Below are 26,529 nucleotides of genomic sequence, written 5' to 3'. Positions count from 1 at the left end.
TGGCTTGAATCGGCTGGAGCACAAATGAGATTTTTAATCTCGTCAGATTCAAAATGAGCTTATCGCTCTTTTCAATACTTTATTGGAGAGTTTGATCCTGGCTCAGGACGAACGCTGGCGGCATGCCTAATACATGCAAGTCGAGCGGAGTTGATAGGAAGCTTGCTTTCTTGATACTTAGCGGCGGACGGGTGAGTAACACGTAGGCAACCTGCCCTCAAGTTTGGGACAACTACCGGAAACGGTAGCTAATACCGAATAATTGTTTTCTTCGCCTGAAGAGAACTGGAAAGACGGAGCAATCTGTCACTTGGGGATGGGCCTGCGGCGCATTAGCTAGTTGGTGAGGTAACGGCTCACCAAGGCGACGATGCGTAGCCGACCTGAGAGGGTGATCGGCCACACTGGGACTGAGACACGGCCCAGACTCCTACGGGAGGCAGCAGTAGGGAATCTTCCGCAATGGGCGAAAGCCTGACGGAGCAATGCCGCGTGAGTGATGAAGGTTTTCGGATCGTAAAGCTCTGTTGCCAGGGAAGAACGCTTGGGAGAGTAACTGCTCTCAAGGTGACGGTACCTGAGAAGAAAGCCCCGGCTAACTACGTGCCAGCAGCCGCGGTAATACGTAGGGGGCAAGCGTTGTCCGGAATTATTGGGCGTAAAGCGCGCGCAGGCGGTCATTTAAGTCTGGTGTTTAATCCCGGGGCTCAACCCCGGATCGCACTGGAAACTGGGTGACTTGAGTGCAGAAGAGGAGAGTGGAATTCCACGTGTAGCGGTGAAATGCGTAGATATGTGGAGGAACACCAGTGGCGAAGGCGACTCTCTGGGCTGTAACTGACGCTGAGGCGCGAAAGCGTGGGGAGCAAACAGGATTAGATACCCTGGTAGTCCACGCCGTAAACGATGAGTGCTAGGTGTTAGGGGTTTCGATACCCTTGGTGCCGAAGTTAACACATTAAGCACTCCGCCTGGGGAGTACGGTCGCAAGACTGAAACTCAAAGGAATTGACGGGGACCCGCACAAGCAGTGGAGTATGTGGTTTAATTCGAAGCAACGCGAAGAACCTTACCAGGTCTTGACATCCCTCTGATCGATGCAGAGATGTATCTTTCCTTCGGGACAGAGGAGACAGGTGGTGCATGGTTGTCGTCAGCTCGTGTCGTGAGATGTTGGGTTAAGTCCCGCAACGAGCGCAACCCTTATATTTAGTTGCCAGCACTTCGGGTGGGCACTCTAGATAGACTGCCGGTGACAAACCGGAGGAAGGTGGGGATGACGTCAAATCATCATGCCCCTTATGACCTGGGCTACACACGTACTACAATGGCCGGTACAACGGGCTGCGAAATCGCGAGATGGAGCCAATCCCAACAAAGCCGGTCTCAGTTCGGATTGCAGGCTGCAACTCGCCTGCATGAAGTCGGAATTGCTAGTAATCGCGGATCAGCATGCCGCGGTGAATACGTTCCCGGGTCTTGTACACACCGCCCGTCACACCACGAGAGTTTATAACACCCGAAGTCGGTGGGGTAACCGCAAGGAGCCAGCCGCCGAAGGTGGGATAGATGATTGGGGTGAAGTCGTAACAAGGTAGCCGTATCGGAAGGTGCGGCTGGATCACCTCCTTTCTATGGAGAATCGTTTCCTGCAACGGAAACATTCAAATACGCAGGTTCTTAGAACCTGCAACAGCGATTCATTTCGGTCCGTCACTTCGGTGTGGATGAAATGAAGAGCACAAGCAACTCACTCGTTGCTCAGTTTTGAGAGCTCAAACTCTCAAACGTTTGGTGGCGATAGCGAAGGGGTTCCACACGTTCCCATCCCGAACACGACCGTTAAGCCCTTCAGCGTCAATGGTACTTGGACCGCAGGGTCCTGGGAGAGTAGAACGCCGCCAAGCGTAACCCATTTTGGGTTCAAATAGTATATATAATGTGGGCCCTTAGCTCAGTTGGTTAGAGCGCACCTCTGATAAGGGTGAGGCCGGTGGTTCGAGTCCACCAGGGCCCACCATCTATACCTTTAAACTTTATATGGGGCCATAGCTCAGCTGGGAGAGCGCCTGCCTTGCAAGCAGGAGGTCAGCGGTTCGATCCCGCTTGGCTCCACCAAAAAAAGTTTTACAAGTTTGTTCTTTGAAAACTAGATATCGAAACGAAACAAACGCGAATTAGAACATTCCTTTAAGCTGAACTTGTGCAAACAAGTCAAGTGTATAAAGGTAGTTAAATTGCTTTTGTGAGGGTATCGGGTGAGAGCGACTTTTGGCTTTGCGCAAGCAAAACAAGGGAAGCGAGCGACCGAAACCGGAACAAAATGGTTAAGCTACTAAGAGCACACGGAGGATGCCTAGGCGCTAGGAGCCGATGAAGGACGTGGCGAACAACGAAACTGCCTCGGGGAGCTGTAAGCAAGCTTTGATCCGGGGGTGTCCGAATGGGGAAACCCAGCTGGGGTAATTTCCAGTTACACCTAACTGAATACATAGGTTAGTGTGAGGCATACCAGGGGAACTGAAACATCTAAGTACCCTGAGGAAGAGAAAACAATAGTGATTCCGTCAGTAGCGGCGAGCGAACGCGGAGAAGCCCAAACCAAAGAGCTTGCTCTTTGGGGTTGTGGGACGTCTCACATGGAGTTACAAAGGAACCGGTTAAGCGAAGAGGTCTGGAAAGGCCCGCCAAAGAAGGTAAAAGCCCTGTAGTTGAAAGTCTGTTCCCTCCGAGACGGATCCCGAGTAGTGCGGGGCACGTGAAACCCCGTATGAATCCGGCAGGACCATCTGCCAAGGCTAAATACTTCCTAGCGACCGATAGTGAAGCAGTACCGTGAGGGAAAGGTGAAAAGCACCCCGGAAGGGGAGTGAAATAGAACCTGAAACCGTGTGCTTACAAAAAGTCAGAGCCCGTTTTAGGGGTGATGGCGTGCCTTTTGTAGAATGAACCGGCGAGTTACGTTCCCGTGCAAGGTTAAGGTGAAGAGCCGGAGCCGCAGCGAAAGCGAGTCTGAATAGGGCGACTTAGTACGTGGACGTAGACCCGAAACCGGGTGATCTACCCCTGTCCAGGGTGAAGGTGCGGTAACACGCACTGGAGGCCCGAACCCACGCATGTTGAAAAATGCGGGGATGAGGTGGGGGTAGCGGAGAAATTCCAATCGAACTCGGAGATAGCTGGTTCTCCCCGAAATAGCTTTAGGGCTAGCCTCGGAAAACAGAGTCGTGGAGGTAGAGCACTGATTGGGTGCGGGGCCCGCAAGGGTTACCAAGCTCAGTCAAACTCCGAATGCCATAGACTTACTTCCGGGAGTCAGACAGTGAGTGCTAAGATCCATTGTCAAAAGGGAAACAGCCCAGACCATCAGCTAAGGTCCCCAAGTGTGTGTTAAGTGGGAAAGGATGTGGAGTTGCACAGACAACCAGGATGTTGGCTTAGAAGCAGCCATCATTGAAAGAGTGCGTAATAGCTCACTGGTCGAGTGACTCTGCGCCGAAAATGTAACGGGGCTAAACACACCACCGAAGCTATGGCTTGATGCTTTGCATCAGGGGTAGGGGAGCGTTGTATAAGGGTTGAAGGTGTACCGTAAGGAGCGCTGGACATTATACAAGTGAGAATGCCGGTATGAGTAACGAAAAGATCAGTGAGAATCTGATCCGCCGAAAGCCTAAGGGTTCCTGAGGAAGGCTCGTCCGCTCAGGGTAAGTCGGGACCTAAGGCGAGGCCGAAAGGCGTAGTCGAAGGACAACAGGTCGAAATTCCTGTACCACCGTAAGCCGTTATGAGCAATGGGGGGACGCAGTAGGGTAGTGACGCGGACTGATGGATGTCCGTCTAAGCAGTAAGGCTGATGTGTAGGCAAATCCGCACATTGTAAGGCTGAGCTGTGATGGGGAGCGAAAATTATAGTAGCGAAGGTCATGATCTCACACTGCCAAGAAAAGCCTCTAGCCAGGTGATGGTGCCCGTACCGCAAACCGACACAGGTAGGCGAGAAGAGTATTCTAAGGCGCGCGGAAGAACTCTCGTTAAGGAACTCGGCAAAATGACCCCGTAACTTCGGGAGAAGGGGTGCCCCGGTAGTGTGAATAGCACGAGGGGGCCGCAGTGAAAAGGCCCAAGCGACTGTTTAGCAAAAACACAGGTCTGTGCGAAGCCGTAAGGCGAAGTATACGGGCTGACGCCTGCCCGGTGCTGGAAGGTTAAGGGGAGTGGTTAGGAGCAATCCGAAGCTGTGAACCGAAGCCCCAGTAAACGGCGGCCGTAACTATAACGGTCCTAAGGTAGCGAAATTCCTTGTCAGGTAAATTCTGACCCGCACGAATGGCGTAACGACTTGGGCGCTGTCTCAACGAGAGATCCGGTGAAATTTTAATACCTGTGAAGATGCAGGTTACCCGCGACAAGACGGAAAGACCCCATGGAGCTTTACTGCAGCTTGATATTGAATTTGGGTACGATCTGTACAGGATAGGTGGGAGCCTTTGAAACGTGAGCGCCAGCTTGCGTGGAGGCAACGTTGGGATACCACCCTGATCGTATCTAGGTTCTAACCTGGTACCGTAATCCGGTGCGGGGACAGTGTCAGGTGGGCAGTTTGACTGGGGCGGTCGCCTCCTAAAGAGTAACGGAGGCGCCCAAAGGTTCCCTCAGAATGGTTGGAAATCATTCGAAGAGTGCAAAGGCATAAGGGAGCTTGACTGCGAGACCTACAAGTCGAGCAGGGACGAAAGTCGGGCTTAGTGATCCGGTGGTACCGCATGGAAGGGCCATCGCTCAACGGATAAAAGCTACCCTGGGGATAACAGGCTTATCTCCCCCAAGAGTCCACATCGACGGGGAGGTTTGGCACCTCGATGTCGGCTCATCGCATCCTGGGGCTGAAGTAGGTCCCAAGGGTTGGGCTGTTCGCCCATTAAAGCGGTACGCGAGCTGGGTTCAGAACGTCGTGAGACAGTTCGGTCCCTATCTGTCGTGGGCGTAGGAAATTTGAGAGGAGCTGTCCTTAGTACGAGAGGACCGGGATGGACGTACCGCTGGTGTACCAGTTGTTCCGCCAGGAGCACCGCTGGGTAGCTATGTACGGACGGGATAAACGCTGAAAGCATCTAAGCGTGAAGCCCCCCTCAAGATGAGATTTCCCAGTATGTAAGACCCCTTGAAGACGACGAGGTAGATAGGCTGGGGGTGGAAGTGCAGCAATGCATGGAGCTGACCAGTACTAATCGGTCGAGGGCTTATCCAATAGCAAGTGATAAATCGCATGTTTCGTTTCGAATCTAGTTTTCAGAGAACGATCTCTGAATGTAAGCTAAGCGTTGCGTTTGGTGGCGATGGCGGAGGGGTTCCACACGTACCCATCCCGAACACGACCGTTAAGCCCTCTAGCGCCGATGGTACTTGGACCGCAGGGTCCTGGGAGAGTAGGACGCCGCCAAGCGAACTCTTTCATCATACATAGAAAACAGGCTCTGCATGTGGACGTTGTACGATGAATTGCATTTGCCCTGCAAATGCATATTATTCCCTGATAGCTCAGTTGGTAGAGCACTCGACTGTTAATCGAGTTGTCACAGGTTCGAGCCCTGTTCGGGGAGCCATTTGCTCTCATAGCTCAGTAGGTAGAGTGCATCCATGGTAAGGATGAGGTCACCGGTTCGATCCCGGTTGAGAGCTTTGGAAATGGGGCCCGTTGGTCAAGGGGTTAAGACACCTCCCTTTCACGGAGGTAACAGGGGTTCGAATCCCCTACGGGTCATATAGTTGGAGGCTTAGCTCAGCTGGGAGAGCATCTGCCTTACAAGCAGAGGGTCGGGGGTTCGATCCCCTCAGCCTCCACCATATTTTTATTGGGGATTAGCCAAGCGGTAAGGCAACGGACTTTGACTCCGTCATGCATAGGTTCAAATCCTATATCCCCAGCCATTTTAGTATGAGTCATTAGCTCAGTTGGTAGAGCACCTGACTTTTAATCAGGGTGTCGAAGGTTCGAGCCCTTCATGACTCACCATCATATGCGCGTGTGGCGGAATTGGCAGACGCACTAGACTTAGGATCTAGCGTCTTTGACGTGGGGGTTCAAGTCCCTCCACGCGCATCCTTTATTTGCGGAAGTGGCTCAGCGGTAGAGCATCGCCTTGCCAAGGCGAGGGTCGCGGGTTCGATTCCCGTCTTCCGCTCCAATATTTTTGCGCCCTTAGCTCAGCTGGATAGAGCGTTTGACTACGAATCAAAAGGCCGGGAGTTCGAATCTCTCAGGGCGCGCCATTATTTTTTTAGTATCGGGATGTAGCTCAGCTTGGTAGAGCACCTGGTTTGGGACCAGGGGGTCGCATGTTCAAATCGTGTCATCCCGATTTTTGTTTATGCGGGTGTAGTTCAATGGTAGAACTTTAGCCTTCCAAGCTAATAGCGTGGGTTCGATTCCCATCACCCGCTTACAGGACATAATGAAAGAGCCTTTGCAGATGCAGAGGCTTTTTTTTTATTAACGTATTAACGTAAAAATTAGCAGTTATTTTATGTAAGGTACAGTACAGGTTTAATTAAAAAAGAGCCAAGACTCCTTTGCAATCCAAATAGGGAGGTCTTGGCTCTTCTGTTTATCTCTGTGGATGAGCTGCTTCTAAGACGTAGCAGCTATTGTAACGTGACGTGAGTACAATTTAACGTTCGTTGTGGTCCGTCACTCTTTTACGCATGCCAGCTAATCCAAGCAGTCCCAACAAACCAAGCCAGCCCCAATCCATGCCGTTGTCACGGTCGGTTGTTGTGGCGTTTGCACGAACACTGTTGGTACGATAGTCACCATTGTTGCGGTAGTTTCCATCCATGTTCATATTCATGTTGGAATTAGTGTTTGTGCGGTCCATGTAGTTGGTGTCCTGATAAGACCGGACACGTGAGCCGGTTGTATCCATTCCTTTGGACATTTGACCAGCAGCAGCAGCAGGGCCTGCCATCGCGGCCACCAGAAGCACGGAAGCAATAATTGTTGTACCTTTCTTCATCATGTGGATTCCTCCTTTTTAGTAAGAGCTACAGATTAATCTGCCCAAGAAGACAAGTACAATATGTAGAAATAGTCTGTTAAGATATACCTTTGAGTCCAATTGAATAACAACATACATAAGAAACTTGCCTAGTAAGCAGACTGTAGTGGGAAGAAAATTATAATTACATCTTTAATTTATTGCGTCACTGTGGTAAAGTATACAAAAGCTTGCTTTGCCGGTCATGTTTCTTTGTATATCATCTGTTCTCAAACAATGAAATTATGCGGTTTAACCTTAATATCAGGTACATGGGATCATATCTAAAAGAACTGTATATTTATGAGTTTTTAAGAATAGGTATGAGACTTTTGATTTATCTAAAGTACGTGAAAAAGGTATCATGCGACAGTATATGACCATTAATTGAAGCAGAACAAGAAAATGAATAAAAAAGCGTGTTTTTGTGCTGTAAATCGGGGATAATCCCCATTTTTTCTAGTAGAAAAATAAAGATTTTCGTACCATTTTATTGTATGATGTTATGAAGGTGTCAAATTTACGTGTACGAATGGAACGATCAGATGGGAGGATAAGCATGACTGAAACTATGGTAACCGCCAGCAAAAGCCAATCCAACAACCTGCTTCGGCGAGACGTGCGGTTCCTGGGCAATATACTCGGAGAAGTTCTTGTCCATCAAGGCGGCACGGAGCTTCTAGATATCGTTGAGAAGATTCGGGAAACGAGCAAATCGTTGCGTGCAGAATTTCTGCCAGAACTCTATGCAGAGTTCAAAACGATGATCCAGGAATTAGACTCGGACAATCGTCACCAGGTTATTCGGGCTTTCGCTATTTATTTTCAATTAGTTAATATTGCTGAACAAAACCATCGGATCCGGCGTAAACGGGATTATGAACGTTCTGCTGGGGACGCTGTGCAGCCAGGATCAATTGAGAAAGCAGTACAGGATCTTAAGGAACGTGGACTGTCTCATACAGAGGTGGAAGAGATTCTCGACGATTTGTCGTTGGAACTCGTTATGACAGCTCACCCAACCGAAGCTATGCGCCGGGTTATTCTGGACATCCATAAACGGATATCCGAAGATGTCATGTCACTTGATAATCCTACGCTGACGTTGCGTGAACGTGAACAGTTGCGTGAGAAGCTGCTGAATGAGGTTATTACACTCTGGCAGACAGATGAACTTCGCGACCGCAAACCGACTGTACTCGATGAAGTGCGGAACGGGATGTATTACTTTCATGAAACGTTGTTCCACGTACTTCCGGATGTATATCAGGAGCTGGAACGCTGCCTGAACAAATTTTATCCTGACCATGACTGGCATGTGCCGACGTATTTGCGGTTCGGTTCCTGGATCGGTGGAGACCGGGATGGAAATCCTTCGGTAACTTCAGATGTAACATGGCAGACACTGTTGATGCAACGCAAGCTCGCTTTGCGTGAATACCAACGGATTATGATTGAACTTATGGGCCATCTCAGCTTCAGCACAAACATCATTCATGTATCGGATGAGCTGGTGCAGTCGATTGAGCAGGATCGTAATTCTGTTACATTGAAAAAAGTGGATATCTGGCGGAATGAAAAAGAGCCATACCGCATCAAATTGGCTTATATGATTGCCAAGCTGAACAATGTACTGGATGAAAACAAATTAGGTCAGCCTGACCGTTATCATAGCGCACAGGATTTGATTGATGAACTGATGATTATTGATCGAAGTCTGCGCCATCATTTTGCCGATTACGTAGCAGATACGACCATTCGCAAAATGATTCGTCAAGTCGAGTTGTTTGGTTTCCATACCGCAGCATTGGATGTGCGTCAGCACAGTAAGGAACATGAAAATGCGATGTCGGAGATTTTGGCGAAAATGAACATTGTAGAGGATTATGCACGTCTGACTGAAGACGGTAAAATCGATCTGCTTGCTCGTTTGCTGGATGATCCACGTCCGCTTACTTCTCCTTATCACCAATACACGGAGGGAACCAAAGAGTGTCTGGATGTCTTCCGTACCATCAAACGTGCCCAGAACGAATTTGGGAACGGCTGTATCACAAGTTACCTGATCAGTATGACGCAGGGCGCAAGTGATTTGCTGGAGGTTATGGTATTTGCCAAGGAAGTGGGCTTATTCACCAAAGGACACAACGGTGACGTTGTATCTACACTTCAAGCGGTACCGCTGTTTGAAACGATTGATGATCTACATGCGGCTTCGGACATTATGCAGAAGCTGTTCAACCTCCCTGTATACCGCGCAAGCGTAAAAGGACGGAATGAACTGCATGAAATCATGCTTGGTTATTCAGATAGTAACAAGGATGGCGGCGTGGTTACAGCCAACTGGGAATTGCGCGTAGCAATGAATGCCATCACGGCTGTAGGGAATGAACACGGTGTTAAGCTGAAGTTCTTCCATGGACGTGGCGGGGCTCTTGGACGTGGCGGCATGCCACTCAACCGCAGTATTCTTGCTCAACCACCACATACGATTGGTGGGGGCATCAAGATTACGGAGCAGGGAGAGGTTATTTCTTCCCGTTATTCCCTTCAGGGGATTGCATACCGCAGTCTGGAGCAGGCAACTTCGGCTCTAATCACAGCAGCACTTAATGGGCTTGAGCCGCAAGAGTCAGCATCCGAACGTCATTGGGACAGCATCATCAAAGAGATTTCGGAAGTATCTCTGACGAAATATCAGGATCTGATTTTCCGTGATCCAGACTTCTTCACCTTCTTCAAAGAATCAACGCCGCTTCCGGAGGTTGGTGAGCTGAATATTGGTTCCCGTCCATCCAAGCGTAAAAATAGTGATAAGTTTGAAGATCTGAGAGCGATCCCTTGGGTATTCGCCTGGACTCAAAGTCGATATTTGCTTCCGGCATGGTATGCGGCAGGAACAGGATTGCAAAGTTACTATCAGGATAAAGAGGAAAATCTGGTTGTCCTGAAAGAAATGTATGCAAGCTTCCCATTCTTCCGCACATTAATTGATACGGTACAGATGGCCGTAGCCAAGGCAGATCTGGTGATTGCCAAAGAATATTCAGCAATGACTTCGAACAAGGAAGCCCGTGATCGCATCTACGGTCAGATCGAAGCCGAATTCAAGCTCACAAAAGAGCTGATTTTGAAAATTACCGGAGAAGCTGAAATTCTGGATGATGTACCGGTTATTCAAGAATCCATTCGTCTTCGTAACCCTTATGTAGATCCGTTGTCCTACATGCAAGTTCAACTTCTGAGCGAGCTCAGAGATATGCGTGAACGTGGTGAGGATGATACGGAACTGCTTAGAGAAGTATTGCTGACAATCAACGGCATCGCTGCAGGACTGCGTAACACAGGTTGATTATCAATTTGTTGTGAATGATGATTATATGTAACAAAGTACCCATTACTTTGTTAACTAAAAAGCTCCATTCTCTGCTCTACGGAGTAAGAGATGAAACGGGACTCCTGCGGGAGTTCCCGTTTTTACTGTTTTTGGCGGATATTTGTCATACAGTCTTGATTTTTGACCAAAGTTGATTTACGATTTGATTGGTGAATTACAAGTGTGGACGGGTATCAGAAGACGGAAGACCCATCAGCATGTCTGGGGGAATAAGGGTGGACAATTTGGAGAACAGGCTTATTAAACTGGTGCTCAAGGGCGACCAGAGAGCCTTTGCAGAAATCGTTGAACTATATAAGGACAAGCTATTTCATTTGGCATACCGGATGCTGAACAATCGTCATGAAGCTGAAGACGTTGTGCAGGAGACGTTTTTGCGTGTGTTTCGTAATATGGAGAAGTACGATCCGAACCAGAAGTTCTCAACCTGGATCTACCGGATCGCAACGAATCTGTGTATTGACCGACTGCGCAGAAAGAAACCTTCATACTCATTGGATGCTGAACTGAATGATCAGGAAGGATCTGATGGTTATGCGATGCTCCCGAGTGATGATCGTACACCTGAGAGTGAAGCGCTCCTGTCAGAAACGCAGACACTCATTCGTGAGGCCATTGACAGTTTGCCAGCCAAGTATAAGTCCGTTATGATTCTGAGATATTTACAGGACTTGTCGCTACAGGAAATCAGTGATGTGACAGGTATGCCCGTAACAACGATCAAGACACGCGTTCATCGGGGCCGTGATTTTCTACGTAAAAAATTGGAGTATAAGTTATAAATGTTAAGCGCCTTTAAATATGGGCGAAATTATTTGAAACATATCCGAAACGGATGCGTATGTAATGTATGCAAGTCTTATGCGTGCTTTTTAATGGCACATGGACTAAGTGATTTAAGAAAGGATTGGCTCTCATATGGATTGCAACTCGGCCGTCTCTTTAATGCATGAATGTTTGGATGAGTCGTTGTCCCCGGCCCAGAAGGTTGAACTGAAAAGTCACCTTGTGATCTGTCCGGATTGTCGCATGCGCTTTAAAGAGTTGGAACAGACGGAAATGTTACTCTTTGCCATGAAACACTATTCACCGTCTGCCTCTGATGAGCTGACCAATCGAATTATGAATGCTCTGCCCCAGCCCAAGAGACAGCAAGCATGGCTCAAATGGGTCAAAGGACATCCCGCGCTGACGGCGGCAGCCTTCTTTTTGGTCGTGATGCTCTTTAGCGCCTTGAATTTCTGGAATCAGAATAACGAAATGGTTGTTAAGGGAAATAATCTGGACCAGATCGTGATTCAGGGTAACACGGTTATTGTTCCTGAAGGTAAGTCAATTGCTGGCGATCTTACGATAGAAAATGGAACCGCACAAGTATATGGTGATGTGAACGGCAATCTGACGGTTATCGACGGACAACTGTTTCAGGCTTCAACGGCGCATATTTCAGGTCAGGTGAAAAGTATTGATCAGGCGCTGGACTGGTTCTGGTACAAAATAACCAATATGGTAAATGAAGTGGCTTATCGCTAGAACAGGGTAAAATTCTTCAATGGTATATACCAAGCAGGGTACCTCCAGATTGCATGGGGTACTCTTTTTTTATACGCAAACTTTGTAATTCATGGTAAATGTGATGTTTATGTGCAGTTTGAGACTGTCGTAACTTGCAACCTGAACGTTAACGTTATAACCTAGATACTAAAGAGAACATACTACTACATATAGATAAGCATTTTGCACAAATCGAATGATGCAAAAATGCGGAGACAAAGGATTATATAAAATCCTAATGGGTTAATATGAGATCAGGGTTTACTCATCAATGGGGATAGCGGGGGCTGGCTTATGAATTATTTTGCTGACTTAACGTGGACAGAGTCCATTAAGGACGTTATCGATATATTGATCGTTACCTATATTATGTACAAACTGATTTTGCTTGTGCGGGGGACACGTGCGGTTCAGCTCCTGAAAGGGATTCTGTTCCTTGTGTTGATCTGGGCATTAAGTACGTGGCTAAACCTGTATACGCTCAAATGGTTAATGAACCAGATGTTTACGTTTGGTGTCGTTGCGGTCTTCATTATCTTTCAGCCGGAACTGCGTCGTGGTCTGGAGCAATTGGGACGCGGTAAGCTGTTTGGACGTTCAGCGGCTGCGAGTGATGAAGAATTAACGGTGCTAATTGGGGAAATTATCAAGTCAGTTAATTATTTGTCACGGCGTAAAATTGGCGCTTTGGTCGTATTTGAACGTGAAACGGGTCTGAACGATTACACGGAATCGGGCATTAAGATGCAATCTCTGGTCAGCTCGGAACTAATGATTAACATCTTTATTCCAAATACACCGCTCCATGATGGAGCCGTTATTGTACAGGGAAAACAGATTTCGGCGGCAGCTTGTTATTTGCCATTATCAGAGAATCCTTTTATCAGTAAGGAATTGGGAACACGCCACCGTGCAGCGATCGGGATTACCGAAGTTGCAGATGCGATCTGTTTGGTTGTCTCCGAGGAGACAGGACAAGTGTCACTGGCAATGAATGGACAGGTCGTTCGTGATATTAAGGAAGAATCGCTGATTGCCAAACTGTATGAGGAGTTGCGCCCTACATCCAATCTGAAAAAGAATGGCTGGACAACCTTCTGGAAACGGAAGGGAGGACGTAACAATGGATAAGTGGTTTAACAATAATAACTTTGCCAAAATACTTGCGCTTGCGGTGAGCCTGCTGCTCTGGTTCATGATTCATCTGGATGAAGTACCAACCACCCCTACGATTACAACAGGGACAACCAACAAGGTTGTGGAACGTACGGTGCCTGTTCAACCTTATGGATTAGACAGCACTAGCTATGTGCTCACTTCATTAAGTACGGATGAGGTCCGGCTGGAGATCAAAGGACAGCGCTCGATGCTAACATCGATTTTTACGAATGACGATTACAAGGTACTGGTCGATCTGAGTCAGGTGAAAGATGGGTCCAATACACTGCCACTTGTACCTGATTTGCCTTCCGGGGTAGAAGTGGTCAGCATGGAACCTTCCATGGTTACGGTGAACGTAGAAAAATTGGGCACCAAATCCTTCAATGTGAATATTGTACCCGAAGGGGAACCATCCGCCGGATACAGCGCTGGAACGCCCGTAACTGAACCTTCGACGCCAGTTAAGGTAACTCTGCCCGAAGGGCAACTCGAGGCTGTAGCGAAGGTCCAGGGCAGTGTGAGCGTGAAAGATGCCAAGGAAGATGTCATACAGAAAAAAGTGAAACTTCAAGCATACGATGCTGAGGGCAAGGTCCTTGAAAATGCGATTATAACGCCTCAAACGGTTGAAGTCCGAGTTCCGGTCAATCAGCCCTATACATCTGTACCCTTAAGAATCAAATATTCGGGACAGCTTCCGGAAGGCCTGGTACTCTCCACGGTAGAGCCAAACGTGAAAGAAGTCTCGGTTTATGGATCAGAGGATGCGCTTGCAGGTATACAGTCCTACGACCAAGTAACCCTTGATCTTACACAGTTTGATCAGTCGGGTACATCGACAGTTAACGTGGACTTGACGCCGCCTTCCGGTTTTGAGAAAATCGAGCCTAGTTCGATTCAGATCAAGGTAACCATATCACCATTTGACGAGGCAGAGGAGACAACCAAAGTCTTTCCGAACGTCCCCATCACACTTACCGGTGCGGGGAATGGACTGGAAGGGACGCTGGTTACGCCTAAAAGCGGCGGTCTGAACCTTACACTCACAGGCTCAGCTAGTATGCTTGAGGGTCTAAGTAGTGATGATCTCACGTTGACCGGGGATCTCACTGGACTTGCGGTCGGAACGCATGAGATCAAGCTTGAAGCCGACCTGCCCCGTTATGCCAAACTGGATGAATTATCCAATGCTCTGAGTGCAACGGTCAAAATTAGCGAAAAGGCTGAAGACACCACAACTACTCCTAGCGAGGATCCGACTGACGAGGGAACGGTAGCACCTGACCCTTCACCAGCCGAGGTCGAAAATGGGGAAACGGAGCCTGTTCCTGATGAAGAAGAAACGGAATCGAATACGGATACTCAGGATCAGGGTCAACAGGGGAGCACAAGCAGTCGAGGTAATTTAAATAATAATAACAGCGGTACTGGCAGTAAAAGTGGCGCGAATCCGTAAACGTTCTAATTTTAAAATTCTCAAAAAATAATAATAGTGCTCGTATATGATGCGAATAGAAGGAGTTAAATCATGGGGAAATATTTTGGTACAGACGGTGTAAGAGGGGTTGCCAATAAAGAGTTAACGGCAGAGCTGGCTTACAGCATTGGACGTTGTGGTGGTTACGTGCTTGCAGGTGGTGTGGAAAGACCAAAAGTGGTTATCGGCATGGATACTCGTATCTCGGGATTGATGTTGGAATCCGCACTGGTTGCAGGCCTGTTGTCCATTGGCGCTGATGTGATCCGTCTGGGCGTTGTATCCACTCCGGGAGTGGCGTATATTGCACGTTTGTTGAAAGCTGACGCGGGCGTGATGATCTCGGCTTCCCACAATCCGGTTGAGGATAACGGAATCAAGTTCTTTGGTGGAGATGGCTTCAAGCTGTCTGATGAAACAGAGAACCGGATTGAAGAACTGATGGATGCGGAGACAGATCAATTGCCACGGCCAGTTGGTGGCGGGCTGGGTACTGTAACGACAGATGAAGAATCCCGTTATCGTTACCTTGATTTCCTGAAAACGACTGTAAATGAATCGTTCTCTGGACTTAAAATTGTTTTGGACTGTGCAAACGGAGCAGCTTATGAACTGGCACCAAAATTGTTCAGTGAACTAGGTGCAGAAGTCATTGCCATTGGCGCTGAGCCTAACGGCCTGAATATTAATGAGCAATGTGGATCAACTCATCCAGAGAACCTGAAACAAGAAGTGCTCAAACATAAAGCAGATCTGGGTCTTGCTTTTGACGGGGATGCGGATCGTCTGATTGCTATTGATGAGACAGGCGCTGAGGTGGATGGAGACTTCATTCTGTGTATCTGTGGTGATGCGATGAATCGTGCAGGCAAGTTGAAGGACAGTACTGTTGTATCGACCGTTATGAGTAACATCGGATTCTACAAAGCAACAGAGAAACTTGCACTGAAAACAGCTAAAACGGCAGTAGGTGATCGTTATGTGATGGAGGAAATGCGTCGCGGCGGTTACAACTTGGGTGGAGAACAATCTGGCCATGTTATTTTCCTGGATTACAATACAACTGGAGACGGTATGCTGACTGCGATTCAACTCGTGGATACGCTCAAGGCTTCCGGTAAAAAACTGAGTGAACTAAAAGCGCTAATGACCCAGTACCCACAAGTATTGGTGAATGTGCGTGTTGAAGATAAGAGCAAATACGAGGGTAATGCTGCAATCGAGCAAGCTATTGCTACAGTAGAACAACAACTCGGGGATAATGGACGTGTACTCGTTCGTGCTTCAGGTACTGAATCTCTGATCCGTGTTATGGCGGAAGGACCAGATAAAGACGAACTTGAACAATTTGTGTCTCAAATCGCAGATGTAGTGCAAAAAGAACTGGTATAGGACTGGAAGATGTAAGAGGCTTAATATAACATGATTTAGGACTTATGCATGGATATTCCTGCGTCCCGGCCTGATGAGACCATAGGTCCGTTTATCCGGTCGGGATTGTAGGTAAATATGCTAAAATTGTCACAGGTACTTTGCTCCATTGCAAAATGGACCTGACGTGCATATAATGAGTGGAGTCGTCATTCAGACACAGAAAGTGAGGAACGTAAGGTTACAGTTACACAAGCGCCAGAGCTTGGAGTTGCGCGGGATGATGTTGATCAGGATTTCTTCTAGGTTGAAGAACGGCTGATTAAGATCAACGGCAATCAAGCTGACGAGGTGGAGGTGTTCGGATTGTTCGGCGGGGACCTCCCGGTGAAGCACCAGAGCCGTAAACCGGATTGCGGAAAATGGATAGGTGACTGTCCACACAACGCGCCGGTGCAGGTGCAAGAGTTAAACTAAAATTCAAATGAATGTGCGTGAAGAGCGTAAACAGTACGCGGACGGGAAAATGATGTACATTCATGATTGCATTCATAACAGCTTATGATGACAGCGGGGCGACACGAGGTCGCTCTGATCATTGATAATTGAATAAGTACCAAGTATTCATGAAACGCTAGGCAATCACTCATTTTTCCGATGTGCCGCCTCTGCCTGTTTCTCTTCGTGACACAGTATTCATATACAAACGGAGGAAATAAATTATGTGCGGTATTGTTGGATATATTGGTAATAAGAACACTCAGTCGGTATTGGTCGAAGGATTGAAGAAACTCGAGTATCGTGGTTATGATTCTGCAGGTATCGCGGTATTCACACCGGAAGGTCTGCAAATCACGAAAGCTCTTGGTCGTCTTGCGAACCTTGAAGCCAAGCTGGATGGTGCACCACTGGTAGGTAATGCCGGAATCGGACACACACGTTGGGCAACTCATGGTAAACCATCGGATGAGAACTCTCATCCACACACGGATGGAAGCCAGAAGTTCTCTGTTGTGCATAACGGTATTATTGAGAACTATCTGGATCTGAAGGATGAATTGATGGCTCAAGGTCACACGTTCACTTCCGAGACAGATACTGAGGTTATCTCTCACCTGATCGCACGTGAATACAATGGTGATATCGTCAAAACAGTACAAAAAGTGATCACGTTGTTGCGTGGCGCATTTGCACTGGGTGTATTGACAGAGCATGAGCCTGAGAAACTCGTAGCTGTGCGTCAAGCAAGCCCATTGATTATTGGTATTGGTGAAGGCGAGAACTTCATTGGTTCCGACATCCCGGCAATTCTGGAACATACACGTAACGTGTACATTCTGAATGATGGTGAGATGGCTGTATTGACACATGATGCTGTCGAATTGATGACGATTGAAGGTAACTTTATTTCTCGGGAAATGATTCGTGTCGATTGGGATGCTGTAACCGCAGAAAAAGGCGGATTCGAGCACTTCATGCTGAAAGAAATTCATGAGCAACCAAAAGCATATCGTGATACTATGCTGGGTCGCATCGATAATGAAGGCAAAAAAGTTCAACTTCCTGAGTTGAAAATGACTGAAGAACAAATCAAAAATATCCGTAACGTTCAAATTATTGCATGTGGTACAGCGTACCATGCAGGTCTGGTTGGACGTACAGTTATTGAGCAATTGGTACGTATTCCGGTTGAAACAGATGTGGCTTCCGAGTACCGTTACCGTTCCCCAATCGTGCACAAAGATACACTTGTAATCGTAGTGAGCCAATCCGGTGAAACTGCCGATACGCTTGCTGCATTGCGTGAAGCACAATCCAATGGGGCACATGTACTGGCAATCACAAACGTAGTGGGTAGCTCCATTGCACGTGATGCAGATGATGTTATCGCAACATTGGCAGGTCCTGAAATTGCAGTAGCTTCTACCAAAGCGTATACTTCGCAATTGATCGCGTTTAACTTGCTTGGTCTGTACCTTGCACAAGTTCGTGGTACTCAATCTGCAGAAGAGATTGAACACACGCTGGCAGCAATGCAAGCATTGCCTGAGCAAGTGGAATCCATGTTGGAGCAAGCGGAAGCAATTAAAGGATATGCAGAGCAAATCTCCAAACATGAACATCTCTTCTTCATTGGCCGTGGTCTTGACTATGCAGTAGCTCAAGAAGGATCTTTGAAGCTGAAAGAGATCTCTTATATTCACTCCGAGGCGTATGCTGCGGGTGAGTTGAAACATGGTACGCTTGCATTGATCGAAGACGGTATTCCTGTTATTGCCCTGGCAACGCAGGAGAACGTACTTGAGAAAACAGTGAGCAACATTAAGGAAGTAAAAGCACGTGGCGCAGATGTATTGGCAATTACGTATGAAGAGCACGTAGCACCATTGCTGAAATCCGTAGACCAAGCGTTTGCGATTCCTAAGACGCTGCCACTACTTAGCCCTGCTTTGTCTGTAGTTGCGCTGCAATTGCTGGCATACTATGCTTCCCTGGCACTGGGTCATGATGTAGATAAACCACGTAACCTGGCGAAAAGTGTAACGGTTGAGTAAGGTAAGGAATTCAGTAAACTAATACAGTATTGTTCAGTTACATTATAGTTGGTAAATTGACATTATAGTTTGACAATTGCCATTATAGTTGGTAAATGGACATTATAGTTGGTAAGTGAAATGACGATCAAGATTAATAAAATCAATAACTTGTAGAGTAATATTAAACAGTCCTGATGATTAAATGTCATCAGGACTGTTCTTTAATTTGTAGGGGGTTGTTAATTTGTCCACCATTGGAGAACGAATTAGAAGCATCCGGAAGCTACATAAGTATAATCAAACGGAGTTCGCAGTAATTATTGGGGTTTCTCAGGGGACACTGAGTGAGTTGGAACTAGATAAATATAAACCTTCGTTAGACATTGTTATAGCACTTCACGATCAATTTAAAACAGATCTCTATTGGTTAGTTTATGGACTTGACCAAGTCAGTGATGTATCTATCAGTAAAGGCCTTAGAGATAGTGAAGTCAGACTTATTTCAGAATATAGGAATTTAAAACCAAGTGACCAAGATGAAATTGGAGACTTTATTAGGCTGAAAATACATCGATATCATTTAAAGTGAAGATTTATTAAGGCGTTACATTTCAACTAAATTATATAGTAAGAGGGTAGTGCTGAGAGAAATAATCAGACACTATCCTTGTTTATTGTCAGGCATCAATAAGAGACTTATTGAAAAGGTGAAATTCTTCTTATCAACAGTACATACACAATATATTGTGTTATAATGTATTATCGACACTATAATTAGTGTGTAAAACGAATTATAGGAGGAAAATCATGAAACTATCTGATCATTTCAAGCAACTACTTGGGGATATCTCATTAAATCCTGCTAGGGTAGACAGAATCGATAGTGCATATGAAACTTGGAATAATATTCTAGAGAATGATGATGAGATTAAGGAGAAGTATCTTGATTTTTTTCTCCAAGGTTCTTATGCTACTAAAACTTCAATTAGACCTCAGAAGCAGGGAGAAGAATTTGATGTTGATGTTGTCCTAAAACTTGATTTAGCCGATGATATAACTCCTAAAGACGCATTAGATTGGCTTGTTAAACGTATGAAAACAAATGAGAGTTACAAAGATAAAATCAAGGCAAGAGATCGTTGTGTTCGTATAAATTATGCTGGTGATTTTCATATGGACATCGTCTTAGCTAAGACATCAGATAACGACCATATTTTAATACCTAGTAAAAAAGAGGGCGAGTGGAAGAAGACTAATCCCGAAGGATTTCAAGAATGGTGTAGAGATGTTCACTATGATCATAATGAACAATTTAGGAAAATTACAAAATTACTCAGGTATTGGAGAGATCATAAGGTAGGTAAACAAACAGCTCCGAAATCGATATTATTAACGACTTTGATCGGAAATAGTATGGTTGGGAAGAATTCTGTAGCCGAAAGCTTGTTAGAGACCATAAAGCAAATACTTGTTGATATTGATTCGTATATTCAACTTGATGATACTGTTTTTATTGAAAATCCTTCGTTAACTGAAGAAAATTTGGCAAGGGATTGGGATAAAGAAAAACTTGATAAATTCAAGAAAAAGCTTTCTACTTTAAAAGATGACGTTCAGGATGCTTATGATGAGAGTAACAAAGCAGAGAGTATTAAAAAGTGGCAAGCTATCTTTGATAAATTCCCGACAGAGCTCAATGAAGCATCTGCAATGGCAACTAGAATTAATACGGGAGCTGTTCTAGTAAATACAAGTGGTCTATTAAACACAAAAGAGGGGATTAACTCACCGAAGCACCGTTTCTTTGGGGTGAACTTAAAATGATAAAGAAACGAAAAAAGAGAATTCCACCTAGACGCGTACACTCATTAAACTTAGCTTTGCAAAACTTCTGGATAAAAAAGTTCTTTCCTCAGTTCGAATATCAAGATGACGCCAAACAGTGGAGTGGCAGATTAATATCCACGCATATGCAGCAAACCTATTCAGTCAAAATTGTTTATAAATCTGAATACCCTCAAGTGTTTATTACACATCCGCAAATTATAAAAAATAGCCCGCATACATACGATGATAATTCTTTGTGTCTGTATTATCCACCAGATAAGAGTTATAAAAAGGATAAACTAATTGCAAAGACGATCATTCCTTGGACCTGTGAGTGGCTATATTACTATGAAATCTGGTTAGAGACAGGAGTTTGGTGGGGACCTGAGGCTCCCCATAGCATTCATTCATCCAAAGGAGAAAAGCTTTTAAGAAAAATCGGTAGGGGGCTGTGATGTGAACTGGGAGCAAATTAAGAGTAATGGATGGATACCGCGTGACGGGAAAAACTTACGCATATTATCTCTTGATGGGGGTGGCATTAGAGGAATATTCCCTGCAAGATATCTAGCGAAATTTGAGAAAGAGACAGGCATGCCCGTCAATCAATACTTTGATATGATCGTAGGAACATCGACCGGGGGAATATTGGCATTAGGGCTCTCTATTGGGATACCCGCAGATGAGCTAGTCACATTTTATGTATCTAATGCGCAAAACATCTTCAAGAAAAGAATGTTTAGTTTGAGAGGTATATTGACTAACCAATATAAGAATACTGGGCTACGTGAAAAACTGGCAGAGGTATTTAAAGATAACAAGATGATTGATGCTCAAACCATGCTATGTATTCCTTCCGTTGAGCATAGTAGGGCTTCGCCCAAAGTATTCAAAACTCCACACTGTCAGCACTTGTTTAATGACGCTCAATATCTGATGTCAGATGTTGCTTTAGCAACTTCAGCTGCTCCAACATATTTTCCCGCAGTTTCGATCGACGGCAATGATTGTAAAATTGATGGAGGACTCTGGGCTAATAATCCGGCTTTAGTGGGTATAGCAGAAGCTTTTGTTCTTGGTTATGATGTGAGTACGATAAGGATGCTATCATTGGGGACAGGATCTCATGTCTATAACGTGAATAACAAGATAGCTGAGAAGAGTTCGCTCATTAGGTATCGAGATCGAATTGTAGATCTTACCATGCAACTGCAAACGACTAGTGCAGCATACACTGCCGGCCATTTATTAAATGAGAATATACATCGTGTTGATTTTCAATTGAAACAACCGATGAGATTATCTGAAACTAAGTTATCTAAGCTAAATGAATTACAACACGAGGCAGATACTCAGTTTATAAGTTCTTATATGAAAGTAAGCTCATTGTTTTTACAAAGTGCCACTAAATCAGTTGGGTAGTATTTTGGACGTAGCATTCAATTCAATTAATTATGAAAATAGATAATTAGTAATTTGATACACTCCCATTTAGAGCGATCACATTGAGATTGCTCTTTTCAATGTGTTTAAAAAAATGAAATTAGTTAATACATGATCCTAACTTGACGAAAAGGGGAAATGGGAGTGCCTTTCAAAGTTTTGGAGGAATTTGTGGAGAACCTACAGTACAGTAAGATGGTGAAGCTAAAAAAATGTATGGATCTACTTCGAGTATCTATAGGAGAAGATCAAATCAAACGAGGCTTAAAGCGAATGGAGTGGACTGAATTAGGGATTGTCGGTTCATTTAGTTCGATGAATGTATATGAAAAGCACAATAAGGAATTAATGGAGTGCTTCGATAATCATGGTGTAATAGGGCAAGTCATGAACATAAAATGGAGGGAACTACTATCGCATGAGCAGTCGCTTATTTCAGGCCTATGTAAACCAAAAGAGCCTTATATACGATTCACCCCAAAAAGAACCAAGAATGAGTCTACTTACGATTTCGATGGTTACCAATCAAAACTAGCGAACCAATCGATTCACTTGCAGATAATCGAATGGAAATCAAATAAATGGCTGTATAACCGTTTATTCGACTCGTGGGTGATTATTCGTAAACGAGCTCTTCAGGGACTATTGGAACAAGAAAAACGTAAAGAGATCTTGCCAGTCGGAAGTATCTCTTTGATTCAGACCGATCCGGAGATAAGCTCTTTACACGTGCAAAAATATCTGGGAAATGAACCACTTATAAGTCGCGGTCGTGTGGATATGTCGAAAGTAAAAGAGTACGCGGCAAGAGGATTTTTTTCTCTACCTGAGATTCAACAGCTTCAGAAAATATCAGATGTAAGAACCGCATATAGCTTAATGGAACTTACCAGGGAGCGGAGGTTAGTCGCTCATATGCATCAGAAACAATTTTTATATTCAAAACTAAGTCGAGAATCTAAGATATAGGTGTGTTCTGAAATATTAGTTGTATTTTGCAATTAAATAGGTATAATGAATGATTATATACCGATGTTTGAATAGCGGGAGGAGAAGCATATGCTGATACGACCAGCAACGGTAAAGGACGCTTATACATTAGCTTCTATATACAACCAGGCTATAGAAGAACGCAATGCAACGTTTGAGACAGAACCTCGCAAAATTCAGGATCGAGAGCAATGGATACTGAATCAAGGGGAACGATATCCGATTCTGGTCGCAGAATTGAATGATCTAGTACGTGGATTTGGTGAGTTCTCCGTGTATATTGATCGTCAGTCACGTGGGCAGGGCGCGGGCCGTAGATTGCTTGAAGAGTTGATACTTGAATGCAAGAATATAGGGTATTGGAAGCTGGTCTCCCGAATTTTTGACTTTAATGTAGCAAGTAGAACTCTCTGTAAACGGTGTTTTTTTCGGGAGGTAGGTATGTATGAAAAACATGGCCAATTAGATGGTCAATGGATGAACTGTGTAATTGTAGAAAAAATTATGGACTCGACAATCCATTAGAATTTGTCTAGATCCTTAATGATTCGAAAGATACTCATTTTTTTGATCAAATACTTGCAAAATACAAATAATTCTCAGGAGATAGGATATGGAACAGATCTGGAATGTTATTGTCATTGGTGGAGGCCAAGCGGGGTTGGCTTCTGGTTATCATCTGAAAAAGAGAGGGCTGTCCTTCCTGATTTTGGAGGCAGGTGAAGATGCAGCCGGGGCCTGGCCCCAGTATTATGAAAGTCTCAAATTGTTTTCCCCAGCAGCGTATTCATCTCTGCCAGGGTTACCCATTACATCTCAGGGTAAACACTACCCTAATCGAGATGAAGTCATTCATTACTTGAAGAAGTACGCCGTTCACTTTGAGTTGCCTTTAGTTTATCGTAGTCGTGTTGAGAAAGTGTCTAAAGAATCTGATTATTTCAGAGTGGAGACTTCCACCGGAAAGACCTATTTTGCTCGAAATCTGATCTCAGCAACTGGCTCTTACAGCAGACCCTTTACGCCTTTAATTGATAAACAAGATGAATTTAAAGGTTCCATTATTCACTCCGCGACCTATAGCACACCGACCCCTTTTCATAATCAATCGGTCATTGTTGTAGGGAGAGGAAATTCCGCGGTTCAGATTGCGATGGAACTATCCGAAGTAGCTGAAACAACACTTGCTGTGAGAGAACCAGTAGCGTTAATCCCGCAGCGTCTCTTGGGACAGGATATTCACTTCTGGTTTAAGCTAACGGGGATCGATTCGTTTTGGAAATTTGGGAAGTCATTTGCAAACGGATCATCCGTTCTGGATTTGGATGGATATAAACAGAAGCTTAAAGCGGGGAACCCGAAACAAAAGAAAATGTTCACCGCATTTTATGACAGAGGTGTGATCTGGTCTGATGGAACACAAGAAGAGGTTCAAACCGTCATTTTCGCGACAGGGTATCGCTCTAACGTTTCTTATATTGATGCATTAGGTGGACTGGATGGCCAAGGCGAACCCGAGCAGAAGAACGGGATTAGCAAGATAATCCCCGGCCTTTATTTTGTAGGCTTGTCTGGACAGCGCTCCTTTGCATCAGCAACTCTTCGGGGCGTGGGGCCAGATGCTGAGTATGTCGTTAAGCATATCCAAAACAATTTAGAAAAGCAGAATAATTTACATTAGTTGCAATATACAAATAATATGATTATAATAGACACCAAGAGGTGATCATCTTGCCGGATAACCAAAACCCAAGAGAGTTATTACAGATCATGGTACGTCGCTTCGGCTTGCTGGATAAAAATTGTTGCACGGTTGGAGAGCAGGAAATATCTTTAATCCAAAGTCATATCCTATATGAAATTGACCATCAACATGAGCCATCCATGCAACAAATTGCCGAAACGCTAGCCATGGATATTACAACCTTTAGTCGTCAAATACAGACGTTGATTAAGAAAAACCTGGTCTTAAAAACACCCCATCCTGAAGATCGTAGAGTATACATTCTGAGATTGACGGTAGAGGGGAAGTTTGTAGCGACAGCTATAGATCATCGGATGAATACACATCTGGAAGAGGTTTTTTCTTTCATGACCGATACAGAAAAAGCAATCGTTATGCAATCTATTAATCTGCTTAATGAGAGTATGTTAAAATCGAAAATGTGCTGTACGCCAGTGGGGTAATGAGCGGTATTACCCCGTTACATTTGTCTAATACTTGTAATTTGCAAATATATTCAACTAACGACTGGAGGTCATTTGAAATGAAAAACATTGAATTTAAACAAGTCGAGTCCTGTTGTGAACCTACGCTCATGGAAAAGCAGATCTCTCTTCAAGATCCTATACACCAAGGAGAGCTATCTCATTTACCTGTAGCCATCATTGGTGCTGGGCCTATTGGTCTGGCAGCAGCAGCACATCTGATTGAAGCTGGCCAATCATTTATCATTTTTGAGGCGGGTTGTAAAGTAGGTGAGAATATCTCAAAGTGGGGCCATGTTCGTCTATTTTCTCCATGGCAGTATAACGTAGATAAAGCAGCAGAGAGGTTGTTGACTAAGAATGGGTGGACTGCCCCATCTCCAGACGAATTACCGACGGGGCATGAGCTACGTGATCTGTATTTACTTCCGCTCGCAAAACTTCCGAAAATTCAAAATGATCTTCATTTAAATACACGTGTTGTGGGGATTAGTCGCAAAAATACAGATAAAATGAAAACCGTAGGCCGCGAGAAACAACCCTTTATGATCTATGTTGAAGAGGAGGGGAAGAATAGGCGGTATGAAGCTAGAGCTGTGATCGATGCTTCAGGAACGTGGGAACACGCTAACCCTGTGCTTTCTAGTGGTGTACTCACTCCTGAAGAGAAAGCTTTTCATGACCGTATATTCTATGGCATTCCGAATGTACTAGGGGAAGCGCGGGAGCGTTACACCAATAAACATGTTGCCGTTGTAGGAGGTGGACATTCGGCCTTGAATACGTTACTTGATCTATCCAGTCTGCAAGAAATGGATTCAAGTACAAAACTGACCTGGTTGATGAGAAGAGATCAAGTAGAGGAAGCTTATGGTGGAGAAGCGAATGATCAACTGGAAGCCAGAGGTGAACTAGGAAGTCGAATTCATCAACTCGTTGATACTGGAAAGGTCAACGTGATAACGCCATTTCATATTCAGGAACTTCAGCAGAAAGGCGATCAAGTCACTATCATTGGAGAGCAACGTGGTGTAATTCAGGAAGTAGCTCAAGTGGATGAGATCATTGTGAATACAGGTAGCAGACCCGACTTTACCTTCTTAAGAGAGTTGAGGCTTAGCATTGACCAGATTACCGAAAGTGTCGAAACCCTGGCACCATTAATTGATCCGAATGTTCATAGCTGCGGCACCGTTCGTCCACATGGTGAGAAAGAACTTCGTCATATGGAACAAGGGTTGTATATTGTAGGTATGAAGAGTTATGGACGTGCACCTACTTTCCTGATGGCTACTGGATATGAACAGGTTCGTTCGGTGGTTGCTTTTCTGGCGGGTGACCTAGAGGCAGCTTTAAAAGTAGAGCTGGATCTACCAGAGACTGGTGTATGCAGTGTGCATCGTCCTCAAGTGCAAATAGTCGAGAAAACAAGTGGTTGTAGTTCTTCTTGTTCTAATTAAAATAAAGCATAAATTTGTCGTAAGTCTACATTAGAAGACTTAATGGTAATTCAAAATGACAGCTGAT

17 protein-coding genes, 13 tRNA genes and 4 rRNA genes are annotated in these 26,529 nt (G+C 45.2%); 33 read left to right on the top strand and 1 reads right to left on the bottom strand.

The genetic code is table 11. The annotated features are described in order from the left end of the window. The first annotated feature begins 79 nt into the window (after nucleotides 1-79). The 17 genes from V6668_RS26600 to V6668_RS26520 all read left to right on the top strand — a co-directional run bounded on the left by V6668_RS26600 (nucleotide 80) and on the right by V6668_RS26520 (nucleotide 6,444). A 16S ribosomal RNA gene (locus V6668_RS26600) occupies nucleotides 80-1,632 on the top strand. Nucleotides 1,633-1,790: 158 nt separating this feature from the next. Further along, nucleotides 1,791-1,907, top strand: a 5S ribosomal RNA gene (gene rrf, locus V6668_RS26595). Between the two features lie 36 nt (nucleotides 1,908-1,943). Then, nucleotides 1,944-2,020: transfer RNA gene (locus V6668_RS26590), tRNA-Ile, on the top strand. A gap of 22 nt (nucleotides 2,021-2,042) precedes the next feature. Continuing rightward, nucleotides 2,043-2,118 (top strand) — tRNA-Ala (locus tag V6668_RS26585). Nucleotides 2,119-2,325: 207 nt separating this feature from the next. Continuing rightward, nucleotides 2,326-5,251, top strand: a 23S ribosomal RNA gene (locus V6668_RS26580). 78 nt (nucleotides 5,252-5,329) lie between these two features. Beyond that, nucleotides 5,330-5,446, top strand: a 5S ribosomal RNA gene (gene rrf / locus V6668_RS26575). Together the 16S, 23S and 5S rRNA genes with 13 tRNA genes alongside form the textbook arrangement of a ribosomal RNA operon. Before the next feature lie 84 nt (nucleotides 5,447-5,530). Then, nucleotides 5,531-5,606: transfer RNA gene (locus tag V6668_RS26570), tRNA-Asn, on the top strand. 3 nt (nucleotides 5,607-5,609) lie between these two features. Beyond that, nucleotides 5,610-5,682: transfer RNA gene (locus tag V6668_RS26565), tRNA-Thr, on the top strand. A 10-nt stretch (nucleotides 5,683-5,692) separates the two neighbouring features. Continuing rightward, a tRNA-Glu gene (locus tag V6668_RS26560) sits at nucleotides 5,693-5,764 on the top strand. Between the two features lie 7 nt (nucleotides 5,765-5,771). Beyond that, nucleotides 5,772-5,847, top strand: a tRNA-Val gene (locus tag V6668_RS26555). Between the two features lie 9 nt (nucleotides 5,848-5,856). After that, nucleotides 5,857-5,931, top strand: a tRNA-Gln gene (locus V6668_RS26550). Nucleotides 5,932-5,940: 9 nt separating this feature from the next. Continuing rightward, a tRNA-Lys gene (locus tag V6668_RS26545) sits at nucleotides 5,941-6,016 on the top strand. 6 nt (nucleotides 6,017-6,022) lie between these two features. Next, nucleotides 6,023-6,103 (top strand) — tRNA-Leu (locus V6668_RS26540). A gap of 10 nt (nucleotides 6,104-6,113) precedes the next feature. After that, nucleotides 6,114-6,188: transfer RNA gene (locus tag V6668_RS26535), tRNA-Gly, on the top strand. A gap of 8 nt (nucleotides 6,189-6,196) precedes the next feature. Continuing rightward, nucleotides 6,197-6,273 (top strand) — tRNA-Arg (locus tag V6668_RS26530). Nucleotides 6,274-6,288: 15 nt separating this feature from the next. Then, a tRNA-Pro gene (locus V6668_RS26525) sits at nucleotides 6,289-6,362 on the top strand. 11 nt (nucleotides 6,363-6,373) lie between these two features. Beyond that, nucleotides 6,374-6,444: transfer RNA gene (locus tag V6668_RS26520), tRNA-Gly, on the top strand. A 227-nt stretch (nucleotides 6,445-6,671) separates the two neighbouring features. Here the strand turns inward: V6668_RS26520 and V6668_RS26515 are convergent. Then, nucleotides 6,672-7,019, bottom strand: a complete 348-nt coding sequence (locus tag V6668_RS26515) for a WGxxGxxG family protein (protein ID WP_338707114.1) — start codon at nucleotides 7,017-7,019, stop codon at nucleotides 6,672-6,674. 577 nt (nucleotides 7,020-7,596) lie between these two features. Between V6668_RS26515 and ppc the strand changes: the two genes are divergently transcribed. The 16 genes from ppc to V6668_RS26435 all read left to right on the top strand — a co-directional run bounded on the left by ppc (nucleotide 7,597) and on the right by V6668_RS26435 (nucleotide 26,462). Beyond that, on the top strand, nucleotides 7,597-10,389 hold the full coding sequence (gene ppc, locus V6668_RS26510) for a phosphoenolpyruvate carboxylase (protein WP_100529907.1): 2,793 nt from the start codon (nucleotides 7,597-7,599) through the stop codon (nucleotides 10,387-10,389). A 260-nt stretch (nucleotides 10,390-10,649) separates the two neighbouring features. Then, nucleotides 10,650-11,216: an RNA polymerase sigma factor SigW gene (gene sigW / locus V6668_RS26505; RefSeq protein ID WP_036614044.1), complete on the top strand. Its 567-nt coding sequence runs from the start codon at nucleotides 10,650-10,652 to the stop codon at nucleotides 11,214-11,216. 136 nt (nucleotides 11,217-11,352) lie between these two features. Further along, nucleotides 11,353-11,967: a zf-HC2 domain-containing protein gene (locus V6668_RS26500; protein WP_036614042.1), complete on the top strand. Its 615-nt coding sequence runs from the start codon at nucleotides 11,353-11,355 to the stop codon at nucleotides 11,965-11,967. Between the two features lie 315 nt (nucleotides 11,968-12,282). Then, a complete protein-coding gene (cdaA, locus tag V6668_RS26495) occupies nucleotides 12,283-13,119 on the top strand; it encodes a diadenylate cyclase CdaA (RefSeq protein WP_338707113.1) in 837 nt (278 codons plus the stop codon). Further along, nucleotides 13,112-14,605, top strand: coding sequence for a CdaR family protein (locus tag V6668_RS26490; RefSeq protein ID WP_338707112.1), 1,494 nt, complete (start codon nucleotides 13,112-13,114; stop codon nucleotides 14,603-14,605). The genes cdaA and V6668_RS26490 overlap by 8 nt, the downstream gene beginning before the upstream one ends. Before the next feature lie 72 nt (nucleotides 14,606-14,677). Next, nucleotides 14,678-16,018, top strand: coding sequence for a phosphoglucosamine mutase (gene glmM, locus V6668_RS26485; protein ID WP_017692121.1), 1,341 nt, complete (start codon nucleotides 14,678-14,680; stop codon nucleotides 16,016-16,018). Between the two features lie 701 nt (nucleotides 16,019-16,719). Beyond that, nucleotides 16,720-18,552 carry a glutamine--fructose-6-phosphate transaminase (isomerizing) gene (glmS, locus tag V6668_RS26480; RefSeq protein ID WP_036668148.1) on the top strand — a complete coding sequence of 611 codons (1,833 nt, stop codon included), beginning with the start codon at nucleotides 16,720-16,722 and terminating at the stop codon, nucleotides 18,550-18,552. 226 nt (nucleotides 18,553-18,778) lie between these two features. After that, the gene (locus V6668_RS26475; protein ID WP_338707111.1) at nucleotides 18,779-19,123 is read left to right on the top strand and encodes a helix-turn-helix transcriptional regulator; all 345 of its coding nucleotides are present in this window, start codon (nucleotides 18,779-18,781) and stop codon (nucleotides 19,121-19,123) included. Between the two features lie 218 nt (nucleotides 19,124-19,341). After that, complete coding sequence (locus V6668_RS26470) at nucleotides 19,342-20,358, top strand: SMODS domain-containing nucleotidyltransferase (RefSeq protein ID WP_338707110.1); 1,017 nt, start codon at nucleotides 19,342-19,344, stop codon at nucleotides 20,356-20,358. Then, a complete protein-coding gene (locus V6668_RS26465; protein ID WP_338707109.1) occupies nucleotides 20,355-20,816 on the top strand; it encodes a hypothetical protein in 462 nt (153 codons plus the stop codon). The genes V6668_RS26470 and V6668_RS26465 overlap by 4 nt, the downstream gene beginning before the upstream one ends. A 1-nt stretch (nucleotide 20,817) precedes the next feature. Beyond that, on the top strand, nucleotides 20,818-21,783 hold the full coding sequence (locus V6668_RS26460; RefSeq protein WP_338707108.1) for a CBASS cGAMP-activated phospholipase: 966 nt from the start codon (nucleotides 20,818-20,820) through the stop codon (nucleotides 21,781-21,783). Between the two features lie 165 nt (nucleotides 21,784-21,948). Further along, nucleotides 21,949-22,773, top strand: coding sequence for a hypothetical protein (locus V6668_RS26455; protein ID WP_338707107.1), 825 nt, complete (start codon nucleotides 21,949-21,951; stop codon nucleotides 22,771-22,773). A 90-nt stretch (nucleotides 22,774-22,863) separates the two neighbouring features. After that, complete coding sequence (locus tag V6668_RS26450) at nucleotides 22,864-23,319, top strand: N-acetyltransferase family protein (protein WP_338707106.1); 456 nt, start codon at nucleotides 22,864-22,866, stop codon at nucleotides 23,317-23,319. 88 nt (nucleotides 23,320-23,407) lie between these two features. Next, nucleotides 23,408-24,475 carry an NAD(P)-binding domain-containing protein gene (locus V6668_RS26445; protein WP_338707105.1) on the top strand — a complete coding sequence of 356 codons (1,068 nt, stop codon included), beginning with the start codon at nucleotides 23,408-23,410 and terminating at the stop codon, nucleotides 24,473-24,475. A gap of 89 nt (nucleotides 24,476-24,564) precedes the next feature. Further along, nucleotides 24,565-24,981 (top strand): MarR family winged helix-turn-helix transcriptional regulator, encoded by a 417-nt coding sequence (locus tag V6668_RS26440; protein WP_338709007.1) that lies wholly within the window; start codon nucleotides 24,565-24,567, stop codon nucleotides 24,979-24,981. A gap of 80 nt (nucleotides 24,982-25,061) precedes the next feature. Further along, complete coding sequence (locus tag V6668_RS26435) at nucleotides 25,062-26,462, top strand: NAD(P)-binding domain-containing protein (protein ID WP_338707104.1); 1,401 nt, start codon at nucleotides 25,062-25,064, stop codon at nucleotides 26,460-26,462. Nucleotides 26,463-26,529 lie beyond the last annotated feature (67 nt).

It is taken from the genome of Paenibacillus amylolyticus (assembly GCF_036894225.1).
Classification (GTDB): Bacteria; Bacillota; Bacilli; order Paenibacillales; family Paenibacillaceae; genus Paenibacillus; species Paenibacillus amylolyticus.
Note: the sequence above shows the minus strand (reverse complement) of the source record. Positions and strands in the feature narration are given on the sequence as shown.

Coding starts and splice junctions, on each gene's coding strand:
- glmS (WP_036668148.1), top strand. CDS start 16,720: ATGTGCGGTATTGTTGGATATATTGGTAATAAGAACACTCAGTCGGTA.
- cdaA (WP_338707113.1), top strand. CDS start 12,283: ATGAATTATTTTGCTGACTTAACGTGGACAGAGTCCATTAAGGACGTT.
- V6668_RS26500 (WP_036614042.1), top strand. CDS start 11,353: ATGGATTGCAACTCGGCCGTCTCTTTAATGCATGAATGTTTGGATGAG.
- ppc (WP_100529907.1), top strand. CDS start 7,597: ATGACTGAAACTATGGTAACCGCCAGCAAAAGCCAATCCAACAACCTG.
- V6668_RS26445 (WP_338707105.1), top strand. CDS start 23,408: ATGGAACAGATCTGGAATGTTATTGTCATTGGTGGAGGCCAAGCGGGG.
- V6668_RS26450 (WP_338707106.1), top strand. CDS start 22,864: ATGCTGATACGACCAGCAACGGTAAAGGACGCTTATACATTAGCTTCT.
- V6668_RS26440 (WP_338709007.1), top strand. CDS start 24,565: ATGGTACGTCGCTTCGGCTTGCTGGATAAAAATTGTTGCACGGTTGGA.
- V6668_RS26465 (WP_338707109.1), top strand. CDS start 20,355: ATGATAAAGAAACGAAAAAAGAGAATTCCACCTAGACGCGTACACTCA.
- glmM (WP_017692121.1), top strand. CDS start 14,678: ATGGGGAAATATTTTGGTACAGACGGTGTAAGAGGGGTTGCCAATAAA.
- V6668_RS26435 (WP_338707104.1), top strand. CDS start 25,062: ATGAAAAACATTGAATTTAAACAAGTCGAGTCCTGTTGTGAACCTACG.
- V6668_RS26470 (WP_338707110.1), top strand. CDS start 19,342: ATGAAACTATCTGATCATTTCAAGCAACTACTTGGGGATATCTCATTA.
- V6668_RS26490 (WP_338707112.1), top strand. CDS start 13,112: ATGGATAAGTGGTTTAACAATAATAACTTTGCCAAAATACTTGCGCTT.
- V6668_RS26515 (WP_338707114.1), bottom strand. CDS start 7,019: ATGATGAAGAAAGGTACAACAATTATTGCTTCCGTGCTTCTGGTGGCC.